Raw genomic sequence first — 15,587 nt, 5'->3', positions numbered from 1 at the left:
TGGGGTATTCCTCAAGGCGTCAGTGGATCACTGCGGGCCGCGCAGCTCCTTCAGCAGCGCCACGTCCGCCGCGTGACCTTCCTTGCCGCCGGGCGTCTCGATGACCAGCGGAACGCCCTCCATCGCGGGGTGCGTGAACAGCTCCGCGAACGCGTCCCGGCCGATGTGCCCCTGGCCGATGTTGGCGTGCCGGTCCTTGTGGGCGCCGACGCCCTCCTTGGAGTCGTTCGCGTGGACCAGCTTCAGCCGCCCCTCACCCACCGTGTCCACCAGCAGGTCCAGCGTCAGCTTCGCCCCGCCCGGCTCCGCCAGATCGTGACCGGCCGCGAAGATGTGGCAGGTGTCCAGGCAGATCCCCAGCTTCGGGTGGTGGTCGAGCGCCTCGAAGTACGGGCCGAACTCCTCGGCCGTCGAACACAGCGAGGAACCCTGCCCGGCCGTGGACTCCAGCAGCAGGAACGGGTCGTCGTCATGCGTCAGCTCGTCCAGCAGCGGCAGCATGTGCTCCCTGACCTGCGCGTACGCAGCCTCCCGCGGGCGACCGCCGGTCGCCGAACCGGTGTGCACGACCACCCCGAGCGCGCCGATCTCGCGGCCCCGGCGCAACGAATGCCGCAGCGACTCCACCGACTTCTCCACCGTCGCCTCGGTGTGCGAGCCGAAGTTGATCAGGTACGGCGCGTGCACGTACGCCGGGATGGACCCGGCCGCGCACTCCGCCCGGAACCGCTCGTCCTGCGCCGGACTGCCGACCGGGGTGGCCCAGCCGCGCGGATTGGCGACGAAGACCTGAACGGCCTCCGCCCCCATCTCCCGGGCGTAGGTCAGGCCGACCGAGGCGAGCCCCCCGGCCACGGGGACGTGCCCGCCCACCGGGTTGCGCATCACCACGGCTCACAGTCCCTTGGTCTTGATGGTGATCGTGCTGCCCTCGGGGGCGTTCTGCCCGGCCGGCACCGACTGGGTGTCGACCGTGTTGCTGAAGGAGATCAGCGGCCGGTCCACCTTCACCTTGAAACCGGCCGCCTCCAGCGCCTTCCGGGCGGCGTCCACGTCCTGGCCGGTCACGCTCGGGACCGGGAGCTGCCGGGGGCCCTTGGACACGGTCAGCGTGACCGTGTCCCCGGCCGCGGCCTGGGTGCCGGCGCCGATCGACTGGTTCGCGACCGTACCGGCCGCGAAGGGGGCGTTCACCTGCTCGGGAGCCGTCGCGACCTTGAGGCCCACGGCCTCCAGGGCCGCCTTCGCCTGATCGGCGGGGATCCCGGTCACACTCGGGACCGGCACCGGACGGCCCTTGCTGACGACGAGCGAGACCGCCGTGTCGGGCGCCCGCTTCTCGCCCCCCGCCGGATTCGTGCTGATCACCGAACCCTGGGCGACGTCCTGGCTGAAGGCCTGCGTCACCACCCCGGGGGCCAGCCCGGACTGCGTCAGCTCGGCCGTGGCCTCCTCCAGGGGCCGGCCCTTCAGGTTGGGCACGGCCACGACCTCGGGGCCACGGGAGACGGTGATCGTCACCGCGCCGTTGCCGCGGATCCGCCGGCCGCCCGGGGGATCGGTGTTCATCACCGTCCCGCGGTCGAAGGCCTCGCTGAACTTCCGGTCCACCCCCTTCACCCCGAGCCCGGCCTCGGACAGCTGGGACCGGGCCTGCGCCTCGGTCTTGCCGAGCAGGTTGGGGACCTTGGTGAACTGTCCGGAATTGATGTACCAGACCCCGACCCCGAGCCCGAGCGCGAGCAGCACACCCGCCACGACGAGCAGCACCCCGCGCCGCGGCCGCCGCGCGGTGCCCCCACTGGGGCGGTGCGCGGGCGGGGCGGGCGGGGCGGGCGGCATCTCCAGGCGGGAGGTGTGCTGCACCGGCTGCTGCGCGGCCACCGGACGCGGGATCACACCCGTACGGTCCTCGGCGGACGAGCGCTCCTCGGCGCGCGCCTGCGGCGGTACGGCGTCCAGCTCGGCGTCGCTGAGCTGTGCGCGGGCCTCGCGGGTGAGGCCGAGCAGGGCGGCCGCGTCGTAGGGACGCAGGTCGGGATTGCGGGCGGCGGCCTGCGCGACCAGCTCGTCGAGCCCGACGGCGAGCCCGGGGACGACGGCGGACGGGGGCGGCACGTCCTCGTGGAGGTGCTGGTAGAGCACCTGCGCGGGGGAGCCGCCGAGGTGGGGCTTGGAGCCGGTGAGCATCTCGTAGAGGACGACACCGCAGGCATAGACGTCCACGCGGGTGTCGGCGACGCCGTTCTCGATCTGCTCCGGGGCCAGGTAGGAGACCGTGCCGAGCACGGAGCCGGTGGTGTTGGTCACCGAGTCCACCGACCGGACCAGCCCGAAGTCCGCGACCTTCACCCGGCCGTCGTCCCCGATCAGTACGTTCTCGGGCTTCATGTCGCGGTGGACGAAGCCGGCCCGGTGGGCGGCGCCGAGGGCGGCGAGGACCGGTTCGAGGATGTCGAGGGCAGCCCGGGGCCGGAGCGCGCCGCGCTCGCGGAGCACGTCGCGCAGGGTGCAGCCGGAGACGTACTCCATGGCCAGGTACACGTACGGCCCGTCCGTGCCCTGGTCGAAGACGGCCACCACGTTCGGGTGCGCGAGCCGGGCGACGGACTTCGCCTCGCGGATGAACCGGTCGACGAAGGCGGCGTCGGCGGCGAGCGCCGGGTGCATCACCTTCAGGGCGAGCACGCGGTCGAGGCGGGTGTCGAGGGCCCGGTAGACCGTGGCCATGCCGCCGGCCGCGATGCGGGCGTCGATGCGGTAGCGGCCGTCGAGCACGCGCCCGACGAGGGGGTCATCCAGGGTCGTATCCACCCGCCGATTCTACGAGCCGCCGAGCGGGCGTCGGGCGGGGGCGGCAGCCTTGCAGCGCAGCTTTGACATCCTCTCCTCCTCACAGAGGGGATTCCTACCTCACGCTGCCCGGCGGACCGGCGGTCCGTCAGGTCTTCCACGATCAGCGGTAGCCGGGTTGAGACCAGCCCGGACGAGCATCACGCGTGCGGAGTTCTTGTCCCTCGGGGAGATGGCTCCGCACGCGGTGCACGTGTATGTACGTTCCGACAGCGGCAGTGCGTGCTTGGCTCTCGCTCCGCACCGTCCGCAGTCCATGGTGGTGTGCGCGGGATGCACAAGCCGCAGGTCGCGGCCGTGCTTGCCCGCCATGTTGATCAGCTCGCGCTTGGTGGCTGAGATCGCCGCGTCGGCCGCCTTGCGCGCCATCGTCGACTTGGCGAGGAACGCGGGGCGGAAGTCCTCCACCGCAATTCGGTCGAAGTCCGTCACCACGCGCTTCGCCCACTTGCGCGCTGTGTCCTGTCGCTGCCGGGAGACCGTCTTGTACGCCTTCGCGGCCAGCTGCTTTGCCTTCCGATAGCCCTTCGAGGCGGCCTGTCCGCGTTTGGGTTTCCGGCGGGCCATCATCCGCTGGTACCCGGCCAGCTTTCCGGCCGCCTTCCTCCCGTGCTCGGGGTGCGGAAGGTCATGGGCGCCGCTGGTGGTGGTCGCGGTCTCCTTCACGCCCCAGTCGACACCGATCACCGCACCCGTTTCCGGCAGCGGCTGGGTTGCTGTCTGCACGACGAAGGACCCGTACCAGTCCCCGAGGCTGTCCCGGTAGACGCGGACGCTCGACGGATCGACGGGAAGTTCCCGCGACCACACCACCGTCAGCGATATACCACCCGCCAAGTGCAGACGGCCGTCCCTCAACCGGAAGCCACGACGGGTGTAGTTCAGGGTCGGATCCGCAAGATCCTTCTTCTTGAAGCGGGGCATTCCCGCCCGAGCCCGCATCGGCAACCGGGCCCCGATGTCCTTCAACGCCTTGGCGCGGGCCTTGGCGAAGTCCCGGATGGTCTGCTGCTGCGGCACGCTGCCACCCGCGCGCAGCCAGTCATGCTCACCGCGCCAACTTGTGAGCATCCTGTCCAACCGGGCGGGCCCGCACTCCTCGCCGGCCTTGTGCGCTGCGCGCGACTGAGCGACACACCGGTTCCATACGTACCGGCAGCGGTCCCACTCGCCCAGCAGGGCTGTGCGGGCGGCAGGCGACACACGCAGCCGGAAGCTGTACCGAAGGTGCCCAACGTCCCCGACTTCCGCCAATGCCCTCATGACGCCAAGTTAGAAGCCCGGCCGGTTTCGATCCCCGGAATCCGGACAACCCACACGAACGAGTGGATCGACTCGGTGGCCCCTCGCCGGTAGCGGGAGAGCCCGGACCCTCTGCGACGCCGGGGGCCGGTGGAAAACCCACCGACCCGGAGCGGGGCCCGAGACGGTGCAGGCCCCGCACGCGGCGCGTGAACCCGTGCACCTCCTCAGAACGCCGGGCGCTCGGGATCCAGGTGGGCGCGGCCCTCCGCCGGGGAGGAGGCCTGCGCGAAGCGGCGCTGGGGGATGCGGCCCGCGCGGAAGGCGAGGCGGCCCGCCGAGACGGCGTCCCGCATGGCGGACGCCATGAGGACCGGCTCCTGTGCCCGGGTCACCGCCGAGGCCAGCATCACGGCCGCGCAGCCCAGTTCCATCGCCAGGGCCGCGTCGGACGCCGTGCCCGCGCCCGCGTCGAGGATGACCGGGACCGACGCGCGTTCGGTGATCAGCTCGAAGTTGTGCGGGTTGCGGATGCCCATGCCGGATCCGATGGGGGACCCGAGCGGCATGATCGCCGCGCAGCCCACGTCCTCCAGCTTCCGGGCGAGCACCGGGTCGTCGTTGGTGTACGGGAGGACCGTGAAGCCCTCGTCCACCAGGATCTCGGCGGCGTCCAGCAGCTCGACGCCGTCGGGCAGGAGGGTCCGTTCGTCGGCGACCACCTCCAGCTTGATCCAGTCCGTGCCGAGTGCCTCCCGGGCCAGCCGGGCCGTGAGGACGGCCTCGCCCGCCGTGAAGCAGCCCGCCGTGTTGGGGAGGACGGAGATGCCGAGCTTGGTCAGCACGGACAGGACGGATCCCTGGACCGTGGGGTCCAGCCGCCGCATGGCGACCGTGGTGAGTTCGGTGCCGGACGCGACGAGGGCGCGTTCCAGGACGTCCAGGCTCGGGGCCCCACCGGTGCCCATGATCAGGCGGGAGGCGAAGGTCCGGCCGCCGAGGGTGAAGAGGTCGTCCGCCATGCAGCTCAGCCCCCCTGTACGGCGGTGAGGATCTCGACCCGGTCGCCGTCGCCCACGACGGTGTCCGGCCACTGGCCGCGCGGGACCACGGTCTCGTTGAGTGCGGCGGCGACGCCGGAGGGGGCGGCGGTCAGGGCGGCGACCACCGCGTCGAGGGTGGCGCCGGCCGCGACCTCGCGCGGCTCGCCGTTCACGGAGATGGTCATGCGTAGGACTCCTGACGTGCGGCGGAGAACCGGCGGGGGGTGAAGGGGCGCGCGATCTCCGGCAGTTCGCCGGTGGCCAGCAGCTCGGCGAGGACCTCGCCGGTGAGCGGGGTCAGCAGCACCCCGTTGCGGTAGTGCCCGGTGGCCAGGTGCAGGCCCGGCAGGTCGGTCGGGCCGAGCAGCGGGGCGTTGTCGGGGGATCCGGGGCGCAGGCCTGCCCGGGTCTCGGTGAGCGGGAGTTCGGTGATGCCGGGGACCAGTTCGTGGGCGTCGCGCAGGAGTTCGTAGACCCCGCCCGCCGTGACGGTGGTGTCCCAGCCGAGTTCCTCGCTGGTGGCGCCGACGACGAGTTCGCCGTTCTCGCGCGGCACCAGGTAGACGTGGCTGCCGCGGACGACGGCCCGTACGGTCCGCGACAGGAACGGAGCGTACGCGGCGGGCACGGTGAGCCGCAGGACCTGTCCCTTGACCGGCCGTACGGGGGCCACGATCTCCGGTGGTACGCCCGCCAGCCGGCCGGTGAACGATCCCGCGGCGAGGACCACCTGGTCGGCGAGCAGCTCGGTGCCGTCGTCGAGGAGGGCGCCGGTCGCCCGGTCGGTGGTGGTGAGCAGCCGTTCCGCGCCGGCCCGGTGGATGGTCACGCCCGCGCGTTCGCAGGCGGCCAGCAGGGCGGCCGCGAGCCGGCGGGGGTCGACCTGGTGGTCGCCGTCGACGCGCAGGCCACCGCGTACGCCCGGGGCGAGCATGGGCTCCAGGCGGCGGCACTCGCGGCCGGTGAGCCACTCGGACTCCAGGCCGCAGCGGCGCTGCAGGGCGTGCAGTTCGCGCAGGTGGAGGCGGTCGTCGGCGTCGAGGGCGACGGCGAGGGTGCCGCAGGCGCGGTAGCCGATGTCCATGCCGCCGCTGGCTTCGGCGAGCTCGGCGGCGAACTGCGGATAGCGCGCGGAGGAGGCGAGACCGAGGCCGAGGAGGGCTTCCTCGCCGTAGTGCAGTTCGGTGACGGGGGCGAGCATGCCGGCCGCGACCTGGGCGGCGCCGCCGCCGGGCGCGGGGTCGGCGAGTACGGTGCGCAGTCCGCGCGCGGCGGCCCGCCACGCGGTGACCAGGCCGATGATTCCGCCCCCGATGACGAGGACGTCGGATCCCGTGGCGGATCCCTTCCGAGACGAGTGCATGGGCGTCCAGCCCCTCCCTTCGCCGGCATGACCCGGATCAGGTTCGTACGGTCGGAGGCCGTCCAGCCTCCCTCTCAGCCCGGTGCGCCGGACTCCCGCGATAGGTACGGTGGCCAGACTAACCCGGCGGTGGATGGCGGGTAAGGCGGCACCTATTCCTGACGGAGCGTCAGGTGATTAGGGTGGCGGCGTGAGCGAGCAGACGGAACAGAATCAGCGCGGCGTCGTGATCGTCGGCGCCGGAATGGCCGGCGTGCAGACCGCCGTGGCCCTGCGCGAACAGGGCTTCACCGGCCCGGTGACCCTGCTGGGAGCCGAACCCCATCAGCCCTACGACCGTCCCCCGCTGTCCAAGGCGGTGCTCCTCGGCAAGGCCGAGGACTCCGCCTTCGACGTGGACTTCGAAGGCCTCGACATCGACCTCAGGCTCGGCGTCGAGGTCACCGGACTGCGCGCCGCCGTCCACGAGCTGGACACCGAGGCGGGACCGGTCCCGTACGGGATCCTCGTCCTCGCGACCGGCGCGCAGCCGATGACCCTCCCCGGGACCGAGGGCGTCCCGGGCGTCCACCTCCTGCGCACGCTGGACGACGCCGCCCGGCTCCGCCCGGTGCTGGCCGCCTCTCCCCGGGCCGTGGTCGTCGGGGCCGGCTGGATCGGCGCCGAGTTCGCCACCGCCGCCCGGGAGGCCGGCTGCGAGGTCACCGTGGTCGAGGCGGCGGACCGGGTGCTGGCGGGGGCGCTGCCCGCCGAGGTCACCGAGCCGATGACGCGCTGGTACCAGGAGGCGGGCGCGGAACTGGTCACCGGAGCGAAGGTCGCCGGGATCGAGGAGGGACGGGTCCTGCTGGCGGACGGACGCGCCCTGCCCGCCGGCGCCGTGGTGGTGGGCATCGGCGCGCGCCCCGCCACCGGGTGGCTGGACGGGACCGGCGTGGAACGCGGCCCCGACGGCTCGGTCACCGCGGACGCGTACCTGCGCACCTCGCTGCCCGGGGTGTACGCGGTCGGCGACTGCGCCTCCTTCCCGTCGGGGCGGTACGGGACGCGGCTGCTCGTGCACCACTGGGACAACGCGCTCCAGGGGCCGCGGGCGGTCGCGGCGAACATCCTGGCCGGGGGACCGGCCCAGGTCTACGACCCGGTGCCGTACTTCTGGTCGGAGCAGTTCGGGCGCTTCGTGCAGTACGCCGGGCACCACGGCGGGGCCGACACCCTGCTCCTGCGCGGGGACCCGGCCGGTCCCGCCTGGTCGGCGTGCTGGCTGAAGGGCGGCGCGCTCGTCGCCGTACTGGCCGTGGGGCGGCCGCGGGACCTGGCGCAGGGCCGCCGCCTGATCGAGACGGGCGTCTCCGTGGACCCCGCGAAGGTCGGCGACCCCTCGGTCCCGCTGAAGTCGGCCACCGCCTGAGGGCCCGGGGTGCGGGTGCGGGTGCCGCTGCGCGGAGCCGGGTCCCCGCCCCCGCCCCTTCTCCGTTTCCCGGGCTCCGTCCGGACCCGCGCCTCACACGCCGGCAGGGCTGAACGGGCCGGGCCGGGGCCGGATGGCCGGAGGCGGGACCCGGACGGGGTCGCTCAGGTACCGGCGGCGGAGCCGAGATGGCAGGCTTGTGCCTGTGACCGAGATTGACGCAAAGATCGATGCCCTTGTCCCCTCGTGGCTGTACCTCCCCGACATCGCGGAGATGCTGAACATCGAGGTGACCCGGGTCCGCCAGATGGTCAAGGAAGGGCAGCTCATCGCCGTCCGCCGGGGCGAGAACCGCTCCCTGCAGGTTCCGGCCCCCTTCATCGACGGCGACAAGGTCGTCAAGGGCCTCGTCGGTCTGCTGACCGTGCTGCGCGACGACCGTTTCACCGAGGAGGAGATCCTGGAATGGCTCTTCACCGAGGATCCGACCCTGCCCGGCACCCCCGTGCAGGCGCTGAGCGAGAATCGCGGCACGGAGGTGAAGCGCCGCGCTCAGGCGCTCGCCCTCTGACCTGATCGCCTTCGCTCCACAGCGGTGTACGGGCCGAGGCCCGTACACCGCCTCCATCACGGGGGGTACACCCATGCAGCTGTCCGACGCCCGGCTCTACCTGTGCACGGACGCCCGCAAGCGCCAGGGTGACCTCCCCGAGTTCCTCGACGCCGTCCTGTCCTCGGGCGTGGACATCGTCCAGCTCCGGGACAAGGGCATGGAGGCGGGCGAGGAACTCGAACACCTCCAGGTCTTCGCCGAGGCCGCCCGCCGCCACGGCAAGCTCCTCGCCGTGAACGACCGTGCCGACGTCGCCCACGCCATCGGCTCCGACGTCCTGCACCTCGGCCAGGGCGACATCCCCGTGCCCGCGGCCCGCGCCATCCTCGGCGAGCAGGTGCTGATCGGCCGTTCCTGCCACGCCGAGGACGAGGTCGACGCGGCCGTCGCCGAAGCCGGCGTGGACTACTTCTGCACCGGCCCCTGCTGGCCCACCCCCACCAAGCCCGGCCGCCACGCCCCGGGCCTGGACCTCGTCCGGTACGCGGCCTCCCTGGAGCAGGACCGCCCCTGGTTCGCCATCGGCGGCATCGACGGCTCGAACCTGGACGAGGTACTGGACGCCGGCGCCACCCGGATCGTGGTCGTCCGCGCCCTCACCGAGGCCACCGACCCCGGCGCGGCCGCCGCGGAGCTCGCCAAGCGGGTCCGCGCCCGCCTCGGCTGAGTCCGTCCGTCCGCCCGGCCGACGGGCGGCCGCGTTCCCCCGTTCGGACGCCTTCAGGTCGGAGCCGGCCCTCCAGGTGTCCAAAAACGTGTCCAAAGCGTGGACAAGGCTTCGGTGACCGCCGACCCGCGTCTAACCTGCCCACATGGCCTCTGGTACCGCTTCCACCTGGTCGGATCGTGCACACACGGTCCGCGACCTCCTCGCGTCCGGGCGCTCGTACTCCTTCGAGTTCTGGGCCCCGAAGACCGAGAAGGGCGAACGCAACCTCTGGAACGCCCTGCGCCGGGTCGAGGCGGTATCCCCGAGTTTCGTCTCCGTGACCTACGGAGCCGGCGGCTCCACCCGTGGCGGCACCGTCAAGGCCACCCAGGAGATCGCCGCGGACACCACCCTCACCCCCGTCGCGCACCTCACCGCCGTGGACCACTCCATCGCCGAGCTGCGCCACGTCATCGGCCAGTTCGCCGACGCCGGGATCCGCAACATGCTCGCCCTGCGCGGCGACCCGCCGGGCGACCCGATGGCCGACTGGGTGGCCCACCCCGAGGGCGTGCACTACGCCGCCGACCTGGTCCGGCTGCTCAAGGAGTCCGGCGACTTCTGCGTCGGTGTCGCGGCCTTCCCCGAGATGCACCCGCGGTCGACCGACTGGGATACGGACATCCGGCACTTCGTGGACAAGTGCCGTGCGGGCGCGGACTATGCGATCACCCAGATGTTCTTCGATCCCGAGAATTATCTGCGGTTGCGCGACAGCGTCGAGAAGGCGGGCTGCGAGACCCCGATCATCCCCGAGGTCATGCCTGTTGTGGGTATCAAGCAGCTCGACCGACTGCCCCAACTCAGCACCGCGGTCTTCCCCGCGGACGTGAAAGAGCGCATGCTCGCCGTCAAGGACGACCCGGCCGCTGTACGCTCCATTGGCATCGAGTTCGCCACGGAGTTCTGCGCGCGGCTGCTGTCCGAGGGTGTCCCGGGGCTGCACTTCATCACGCTCAACAATTCCACGGCGACTCTCGAAATCTACGAGAACCTGGGCCTGCACCAGCGGGCCTGAGCGGCCGTCCCCGTTCCCGCGCCGGCGGCCGTACCGAGAGGGGCCATGCATGGGAATGACGGTCCTCTACATCGCGTTCGGTTTCGTCGCGCTGTGGCTGCTTGCCGAGGTCCTGATGCAGTACAAGGCCCGGCTCCGCTGGCGCCTGCTCGCGTTCGCCGGCTTCCTCGGCGTGGTCGCCGGGGTGATACTGCCGTCGGTGCCGGTCATCGGCGCCGGCGCACTGGCGTTCGCCGTGGGCCAGACCCTGGTGACGCTGTCCTTCCGCAAGGGCTTCGTCGCCGGCTGGGCGCTGCGCCGCGGCGGGGAGCCCGTACGGCAGACGCGCCGCCGCCGGGCCGCGGGCACCAAGCAGGAGCCGGCCCTCCAGGTCACCGATCTGCAGTACGACGCCGAAGCCGACCGGGACGCGGACGCGCCCGCGCAGGAGCGGCCCTTCCGGGACGCGCCCCCGGCGGTCTACAGCCCGGAGCCGGTGCCCGATGAATCCGGGTCCTACGGGATACAGAGCCTCTCGTCCCCCGAGGCCGACGGAACGGCGGCCTTCGCCTCGCCGTTCACCACGGCCGAGCAGGACGCGCACCAGTACGCGGCGTACTACGACCAGCCCAACCAGGGCGGCTACGACTACTCGGGCGGCTACCCGGTGGGCGACCAGCAGCAGGTCTACGCCGCCTACTCGGACCCGTACATCGGCACCGGCGGCGGCGTCGCCCCGCCCCAGCCGTACGACTACACCCCGTACGCCGACTACGGGCAGCAGCAGTACTCCACGGACACCCCGCCCGGCGGGGTCTGGGTCCCGCAGCAGCGGTCCACCGACGGGGCCGGCCAGTCCTACCCGCTGGAGGACCAGGGCGAGCAGCCGCAGCAGTACCCGTACCCCCAGCAGGGCGGGTACGAGCAGTACCGCTACTGACGCGGTACCGCCACCGGCGGGTACCGCCGCCGGTCAGCGGGAGCCGCGGAACTCCGCGCCCTCCACGATCAGTCCGGCCACCAGGGCTCCGGTCATCCCGGCGTGCGCCAGTCCGCCGCCGGGGTGGGCCCAGCCTCCCGCCAGGTACAGCCCCGGCACGGCCGTGGTGTTGGCGGGCTGGAGCAGCCGGCCCCCGGCCCCCGCGAGGGCGGGCGGGGGCACCGCGCCGCCCAGCGCACCGGTCGCCGCCTCGATGTCGGCCGGGGTCCGCACCTCGTGCCACAACAACCGCTCCCGCAGTCCCTGTACGGCCTTCTCCGCGAGGTTCAGCAGCTGATCGGGGTCCGAGGTGCCGGGCCCGGGCACGGCGCTCACGGTGACCGCCTCGTGCTCCTCGTCGGGCCGGGTGGCCGGATCGTCCGGGCGCATGACGGTGACCTGCGCACCCGAGGCGTGGACCAGGGTGCGGTGCACGGCGTCGGCCGGGCGTGCGCCGCGCAGCGCGAGGAGCAGCGTGAGCCGCCCCGGTACGCCCTCACCGCGGGCGGGCACCGCGTCCGGCGGCCACGGCAGCGATCCGGCAGGAAGCTGCCGCGGGTCGATCCCGCACACGACGGAGTCGGCGGCCGCCTCACTGCCGTCGGCCAGCCGCAGACCGGCCGCCCGGCCGTCCGCGACCAGGACCTCCCGGACCTCCGCCCCGAAGACGAAGGCCACCTTGCGCTCCAGGCAGCGCTCGTACACGGCGGTGGCCAGGGCCCGCATCCCTCCGCGCACGTACCAGCTGCCGAAGGTCTGCTCCATGTACGGGAGCACCGCCGCCGAGGCGGGAGCGGTCGCGGGGTCGATGCCGTAGCCGCGCACCAGCCCGGTCAGCACCTCGGCGAGCGCGCCGCCCAGCTCCCGGTCGGCCACCTCGGCGAGGGTCGGCGTACGGCGGCGCAGGAGGCCGCTGCGGCGCACGGCCGGGTACGGGTCGCCGCCCAGGCTCTGCCGGGCGCCGGGCCGCAGCGGCTCCTCCAGCAGCGGGCGCCGCGTGGCGTCCCAGGCGTCGCGGGCGCGGCCCAGGACGGCGTTCCAGCGCTCGCCCGCGCCCGCGCCGAAGGCGGATTCCAGGGCGGCGGCGACACCGCCGTGGGAGGCGCCGGGGAGGGTGACGTCGACACCGTGGTGGGGGAGGACGTGCCGCACGGCCGGGTTCGCCTGGACCATGTCGACGCAGGCCTCCAGCGGCCGCTTGCCGGTCTTCACGAAGAGGTCGCGGTAGACGGCCGGCAGGTGCAGCAGTCCGGGCCCGGTGTCGAAGGCGAAGCCCTCGCGTTCGTACCGGCCCACGGCTCCGCCGTAGGTCGCCCCGCGTTCGTACACCGTCACCTGGTGCCCCGCCACGGCCAGCCGGGCCGCCGTAGCCATCGCGCCCATGCCGGCGCCGATCACCGCAATTCGTGCCATGCGGCCGAGCCTATCGACCCCCGTACCGGTCCCCGAGGTGACCCCGTGGTGCCCCCGAGGTGACCCCGTGATGCCCCCGAGGTGACCCCGTGGTGCCCCCGACGTGACCCCTGGGTCAGCGGGGTGGGGCCCCGGTGGTCTCCCGGGCCCCGGCGGCCATGCGCTTCTCCTCGCGGCGCTGGGCGCGGCGGCGCAGGAAGCGGCGGATCCGGCTCCACAGGAAGACCAGTATGGCCAGCCCGATGGCCAGCAGCACGGCGGCGATGATCGCGGCGGCCTCGGGATTGAACATCGCGAAGGTGACGAGCCCGGCCACGCCGAGGTCCTCGGCGATGCTCATCCCCACATTGGTGAAGGGCTCCGGCGAGGTGTTGATCGCCATCCGGGTGCCGGCCTTGACGAAATGGCTGGCCAGCGCCGTGGAGCCGCCGACCGCGGCGGCGGTGATCTCGGGGAGCGAACCGGTCTGCCCGGCCAGCAGCGCACCGACCACCGCACCGGACACGGGCCGGATCACCGTGTGGACGGTGTCCCATATCGAGTCCATGTACGGCACCTTGTCGGCGATCGCCTCGCACAGGAACAGCACCGCCGCGACGATCAGCACGTCCGTGCGCTGCAGGGAGGCGGGGACGTCGTCGGTGAGGCCGGTGCGGCCGAAGATGCCGAGCAGGAGGACCACGGCGTAAGCGTTGATCCCACTGGCCCAGCCGCTGGTGAAGACCAGGGGGAGCACACTCATCGGATCATCATGCCGTACGGATGCGCAGAAAAGTGAGGGGACGGCCGCACGGCGGCCATCCCCTCACCCACGTTGTGCGGGGCTAGTGCCCCTGCTCGTCACGGCGGCGCTGCCACCGTTCCTCGATACGGGTCATCATCGACCGACGCTGCCGGTTCCGGCCGTGGGCCGGACCGCCGGTACTACCGGAGACGGGCTGCTCGCCAGGCTTGGGTGCCTTGCGCCAACCGGTGACCACCAGGACCGTACATCCCAGCATGACGAGGAAACCCACCACGCTGATCCAGAGCACGTTCGGAATGATCACACCGGTCATGAGGAGCGCGATACCCACCACAATGCCTGCGACTGCCTGGTAGACCCGTCGCCGGGTGTACGTACGCAGTCCGCTTCCCTCAAGCGCTGTCGCGAACTTGGGATCTTCGGCGTACAGCGCTCGCTCCATCTGCTCGAGCATTCGCTGCTCGTGCTCCGAGAGCGGCACGGGAGTCCTCCTCATCCGTCGGTCGCGGGGGTGGCGACCAGGGGTCCCCTTCAGGATAGGCGGGGAATCGCCCCCGTGACACCCGCCTCTACGCCGCGTTCCAAATGGGCGCGGCCCAGCAATGACGCAGCCGGTCAAGGCGCTGCGTGAAAACCGTACCGCCGCGGGGGCGGTCACTGAGGCCCTTATTCCCCAATGGTCCGTCCACCATGCCGGTCTTGCACCTGATCATACGGGGCCGACCGGCGGTTCGGAGGGTGTGTGGCCGACTCCTCGCGCGGAAGGTCGCAGTTCAGGCCTGCTTCTCACCCAGGACGTGCAGCTGTGTGGCGACCGCGTGGAAGGCGGGGAGCTCGGCCGCGGCCTCCTCCAGGCGCAGCAGCGCCTCCACTGCGCCGGGCTCGGTGTCCACCAGGACCCCGGGCACGAGGTCGGCGAAGATCCGTACGCCGTGCACCGCGCCGACCGCGAGGCCGGCACCGCCGACCAGCTCGGAGAGCTGCTCGGCGGTGAAGCGGCGCGGCACCGGGTCGCCGGATCCCCAGCGGCCGGCCGGGTCGGTGAGGGCGGTACGGGCCTCCGTGAAGTGCCCGGCCAGCGCGCGGGCCAGCACGGCGCCGCCCAGGCCGGCGGCCAGCAGGCTGAGCGTGCCGCCGGTCCGCAGCGCGGCCACCGTGTTGGCCACGCCCTCGGCGGGGTCGTCCACGTACTCCAGTACGCCGTGGCAGAGCACCACGTCGTAGGCGTCCCGCTCGACGACGTCCAACAGGCCCTGGGCGTCACCCTGGACACCGCGCACGAGATCGGCGACACCGGCCTCGGCCACCCGGCGCTCCAGCCCGAACAGCGCGTTCGGGCTGGGGTCGACCACGGTGACCCGGTGGCCCAGGCGGGCCACCGGCACGGCGAACTTGCCGGTGCCGCCACCGGTGTCGAGCACGTCCAGCACATCCCGCCCGGTCGCCTTCACCCGGCGGTCGAGCGCCTCCTTGAGGACCTCCCACACCACGGCGGTGCGGAGGGAGGCACGGGGGCGGGAAGTGTCCGACACGGCTGATGGCTCCTCGGCGCGGTAAAGGGTGAGCGGTCCTGGCCCACCCTATTGCCTTCCGCCGCCGGGCAGCTCATCCCGCGTCCGGATGCTCCGGACGCGGCTGCGGCAGGGCCTTCTCCTGTGGGTGGGGCACCGTCCGGACGGTGAGCATGCGCTCCACCAGGCGAAGGAACATCGAGGCCGCCCGCACCAGATCGTCCGCGTCCCGGGGGCTCGCCGCGTCCGCTATCCCCGCCTCGGCCCTGGCCCGGCGCGCGGCGCCGGAGGCGAAGAGCGCGCTCCACTCGGCCAGCTCCGGCGCGATCTCGGGCAGCACCTCCCAGGCGCTGCGGATCCGGGGCCGCCTCCGCGGATTCACCGGCTCGGGCCGGGCGCGCGCGGCGAGCACGGCCGCGGCGGTGCGCAGGGCGGCGAGGTGGGCGGTGGCGTAGCGCTCGTTGGGGCGGGTCAGCCGGGCGGCTTCGGCCAGCCCGCTGCGGGCCTTGCCGAGCAGGTCGAGAGCGGCCGGTGGGGCCGTCGACTTGCGCAGGACGGGGTGGACAGGGGACGGGGACGGTGTGGCCATGACGAACCTCCTGTCGATGCGTTGCCACCATCGTGACGGGCCCCACTGACAATTGCGCTGACCTGGGCTTTTACAGCCACGAACCGGGCAACTACCCCCTCCTGCGCACCTGGTGCGAA

Annotated in this window: 16 protein-coding genes and 1 riboswitch; of the genes, 5 read left to right on the top strand and 11 right to left on the bottom strand. The window is 72.8% G+C overall.

The window, feature by feature from the left end:
• Nucleotides 1–27 precede the first annotated feature (27 nt).
• The 6 genes from DEJ51_RS08790 to thiO form a co-directional block, all read right to left on the bottom strand.
• Nucleotides 28–885: a deoxyribonuclease IV gene (locus DEJ51_RS08790; protein WP_150261774.1), complete on the bottom strand. Its 858-nt coding sequence runs from the start codon at nt 883–885 to the stop codon at nt 28–30.
• Nucleotides 886–894: 9 nt separating this feature from the next.
• The gene (pknB, locus tag DEJ51_RS08785; RefSeq protein ID WP_150257092.1) at nt 895–2,814 is read right to left on the bottom strand and encodes a Stk1 family PASTA domain-containing Ser/Thr kinase; all 1,920 of its coding nucleotides are present in this window, start codon (nt 2,812–2,814) and stop codon (nt 895–897) included.
• 99 nt (nt 2,815–2,913) lie between these two features.
• A complete protein-coding gene (locus tag DEJ51_RS08780; protein ID WP_150257091.1) occupies nt 2,914–4,116 on the bottom strand; it encodes an RNA-guided endonuclease InsQ/TnpB family protein in 1,203 nt (400 codons plus the stop codon).
• Between the two features lie 206 nt (nt 4,117–4,322).
• Complete coding sequence (locus DEJ51_RS08775; RefSeq protein WP_150257090.1) at nt 4,323–5,117, bottom strand: thiazole synthase; 795 nt, start codon at nt 5,115–5,117, stop codon at nt 4,323–4,325.
• A gap of 5 nt (nt 5,118–5,122) precedes the next feature.
• A complete protein-coding gene (gene thiS / locus DEJ51_RS08770; RefSeq protein ID WP_150257089.1) occupies nt 5,123–5,323 on the bottom strand; it encodes a sulfur carrier protein ThiS in 201 nt (66 codons plus the stop codon).
• Nucleotides 5,320–6,501, bottom strand: a complete 1,182-nt coding sequence (thiO, locus tag DEJ51_RS08765; protein WP_150257088.1) for a glycine oxidase ThiO — start codon at nt 6,499–6,501, stop codon at nt 5,320–5,322. Before thiO ends, thiS begins: the two co-directional genes overlap by 4 nt.
• Nucleotides 6,499–6,610: riboswitch (TPP riboswitch) on the bottom strand. (Overlaps the previous gene by 3 nt.)
• 81 nt (nt 6,611–6,691) lie before the next feature.
• Here thiO and DEJ51_RS08760 point away from each other — a divergent pair.
• From DEJ51_RS08760 to DEJ51_RS08740, 5 genes are all read left to right on the top strand, one after another.
• Nucleotides 6,692–7,912, top strand: a complete 1,221-nt coding sequence (locus tag DEJ51_RS08760) for an NAD(P)/FAD-dependent oxidoreductase (protein WP_150257087.1) — start codon at nt 6,692–6,694, stop codon at nt 7,910–7,912.
• Nucleotides 7,913–8,117: 205 nt separating this feature from the next.
• Complete coding sequence (locus DEJ51_RS08755) at nt 8,118–8,483, top strand: Rv2175c family DNA-binding protein (RefSeq protein ID WP_030724382.1); 366 nt, start codon at nt 8,118–8,120, stop codon at nt 8,481–8,483.
• A 73-nt stretch (nt 8,484–8,556) separates the two neighbouring features.
• The gene (thiE, locus tag DEJ51_RS08750; RefSeq protein ID WP_150257086.1) at nt 8,557–9,192 is read left to right on the top strand and encodes a thiamine phosphate synthase; all 636 of its coding nucleotides are present in this window, start codon (nt 8,557–8,559) and stop codon (nt 9,190–9,192) included.
• Between the two features lie 145 nt (nt 9,193–9,337).
• Nucleotides 9,338–10,252: a methylenetetrahydrofolate reductase [NAD(P)H] gene (gene metF / locus DEJ51_RS08745; protein ID WP_030832763.1), complete on the top strand. Its 915-nt coding sequence runs from the start codon at nt 9,338–9,340 to the stop codon at nt 10,250–10,252.
• A gap of 49 nt (nt 10,253–10,301) precedes the next feature.
• The gene (locus DEJ51_RS08740; RefSeq protein WP_223835718.1) at nt 10,302–11,171 is read left to right on the top strand and encodes a hypothetical protein; all 870 of its coding nucleotides are present in this window, start codon (nt 10,302–10,304) and stop codon (nt 11,169–11,171) included.
• 33 nt (nt 11,172–11,204) lie between these two features.
• Here the strand turns inward: DEJ51_RS08740 and DEJ51_RS08735 are convergent, their stop codons facing one another.
• From DEJ51_RS08735 to DEJ51_RS08715, 5 genes are all read right to left on the bottom strand, one after another.
• Nucleotides 11,205–12,623 (bottom strand): phytoene desaturase family protein, encoded by a 1,419-nt coding sequence (locus DEJ51_RS08735; protein ID WP_150257085.1) that lies wholly within the window; start codon nt 12,621–12,623, stop codon nt 11,205–11,207.
• 115 nt (nt 12,624–12,738) lie between these two features.
• Nucleotides 12,739–13,365: a DUF4126 domain-containing protein gene (locus tag DEJ51_RS08730; protein WP_150257084.1), complete on the bottom strand. Its 627-nt coding sequence runs from the start codon at nt 13,363–13,365 to the stop codon at nt 12,739–12,741.
• 82 nt (nt 13,366–13,447) lie between these two features.
• Nucleotides 13,448–13,849 carry a DUF3040 domain-containing protein gene (locus DEJ51_RS08725; RefSeq protein WP_150257083.1) on the bottom strand — a complete coding sequence of 134 codons (402 nt, stop codon included), beginning with the start codon at nt 13,847–13,849 and terminating at the stop codon, nt 13,448–13,450.
• 292 nt (nt 13,850–14,141) lie between these two features.
• Entirely contained in the window at nt 14,142–14,900 is a 759-nt protein-coding gene (locus tag DEJ51_RS08720) for a methyltransferase (protein WP_150257082.1), read from the bottom strand.
• Nucleotides 14,901–14,973: 73 nt separating this feature from the next.
• The gene (locus tag DEJ51_RS08715) at nt 14,974–15,468 is read right to left on the bottom strand and encodes an SAV_6107 family HEPN domain-containing protein (protein WP_150257081.1); all 495 of its coding nucleotides are present in this window, start codon (nt 15,466–15,468) and stop codon (nt 14,974–14,976) included.
• Nucleotides 15,469–15,587: the final 119 nt, after the last annotated feature.

It is taken from the genome of Streptomyces venezuelae (assembly GCF_008642275.1).
GTDB classification, from domain to species: Bacteria; Actinomycetota; Actinomycetes; order Streptomycetales; family Streptomycetaceae; genus Streptomyces; species Streptomyces venezuelae_E.
Note: the sequence above shows the minus strand (reverse complement) of the source record. Positions and strands in the feature narration are given on the sequence as shown.

Excerpts from the sequence above, each read along its gene's own strand:
- thiO (WP_150257088.1), bottom strand. The coding sequence starts at position 6,501 with ATGCACTCGTCTCGGAAGGGATCCGCCACGGGATCCGACGTCCTCGTC.
- thiS (WP_150257089.1), bottom strand. The coding sequence starts at position 5,323 with ATGACCATCTCCGTGAACGGCGAGCCGCGCGAGGTCGCGGCCGGCGCC.
- DEJ51_RS08790 (WP_150261774.1), bottom strand. The coding sequence starts at position 885 with ATGCGCAACCCGGTGGGCGGGCACGTCCCCGTGGCCGGGGGGCTCGCC.
- thiE (WP_150257086.1), top strand. The coding sequence starts at position 8,557 with ATGCAGCTGTCCGACGCCCGGCTCTACCTGTGCACGGACGCCCGCAAG.
- DEJ51_RS08740 (WP_223835718.1), top strand. The coding sequence starts at position 10,302 with ATGGGAATGACGGTCCTCTACATCGCGTTCGGTTTCGTCGCGCTGTGG.
- DEJ51_RS08780 (WP_150257091.1), bottom strand. The coding sequence starts at position 4,116 with ATGAGGGCATTGGCGGAAGTCGGGGACGTTGGGCACCTTCGGTACAGC.
- metF (WP_030832763.1), top strand. The coding sequence starts at position 9,338 with ATGGCCTCTGGTACCGCTTCCACCTGGTCGGATCGTGCACACACGGTC.
- DEJ51_RS08735 (WP_150257085.1), bottom strand. The coding sequence starts at position 12,623 with ATGGCACGAATTGCGGTGATCGGCGCCGGCATGGGCGCGATGGCTACG.
- DEJ51_RS08730 (WP_150257084.1), bottom strand. The coding sequence starts at position 13,365 with ATGAGTGTGCTCCCCCTGGTCTTCACCAGCGGCTGGGCCAGTGGGATC.
- DEJ51_RS08775 (WP_150257090.1), bottom strand. The coding sequence starts at position 5,117 with ATGGCGGACGACCTCTTCACCCTCGGCGGCCGGACCTTCGCCTCCCGC.
- DEJ51_RS08715 (WP_150257081.1), bottom strand. The coding sequence starts at position 15,468 with ATGGCCACACCGTCCCCGTCCCCTGTCCACCCCGTCCTGCGCAAGTCG.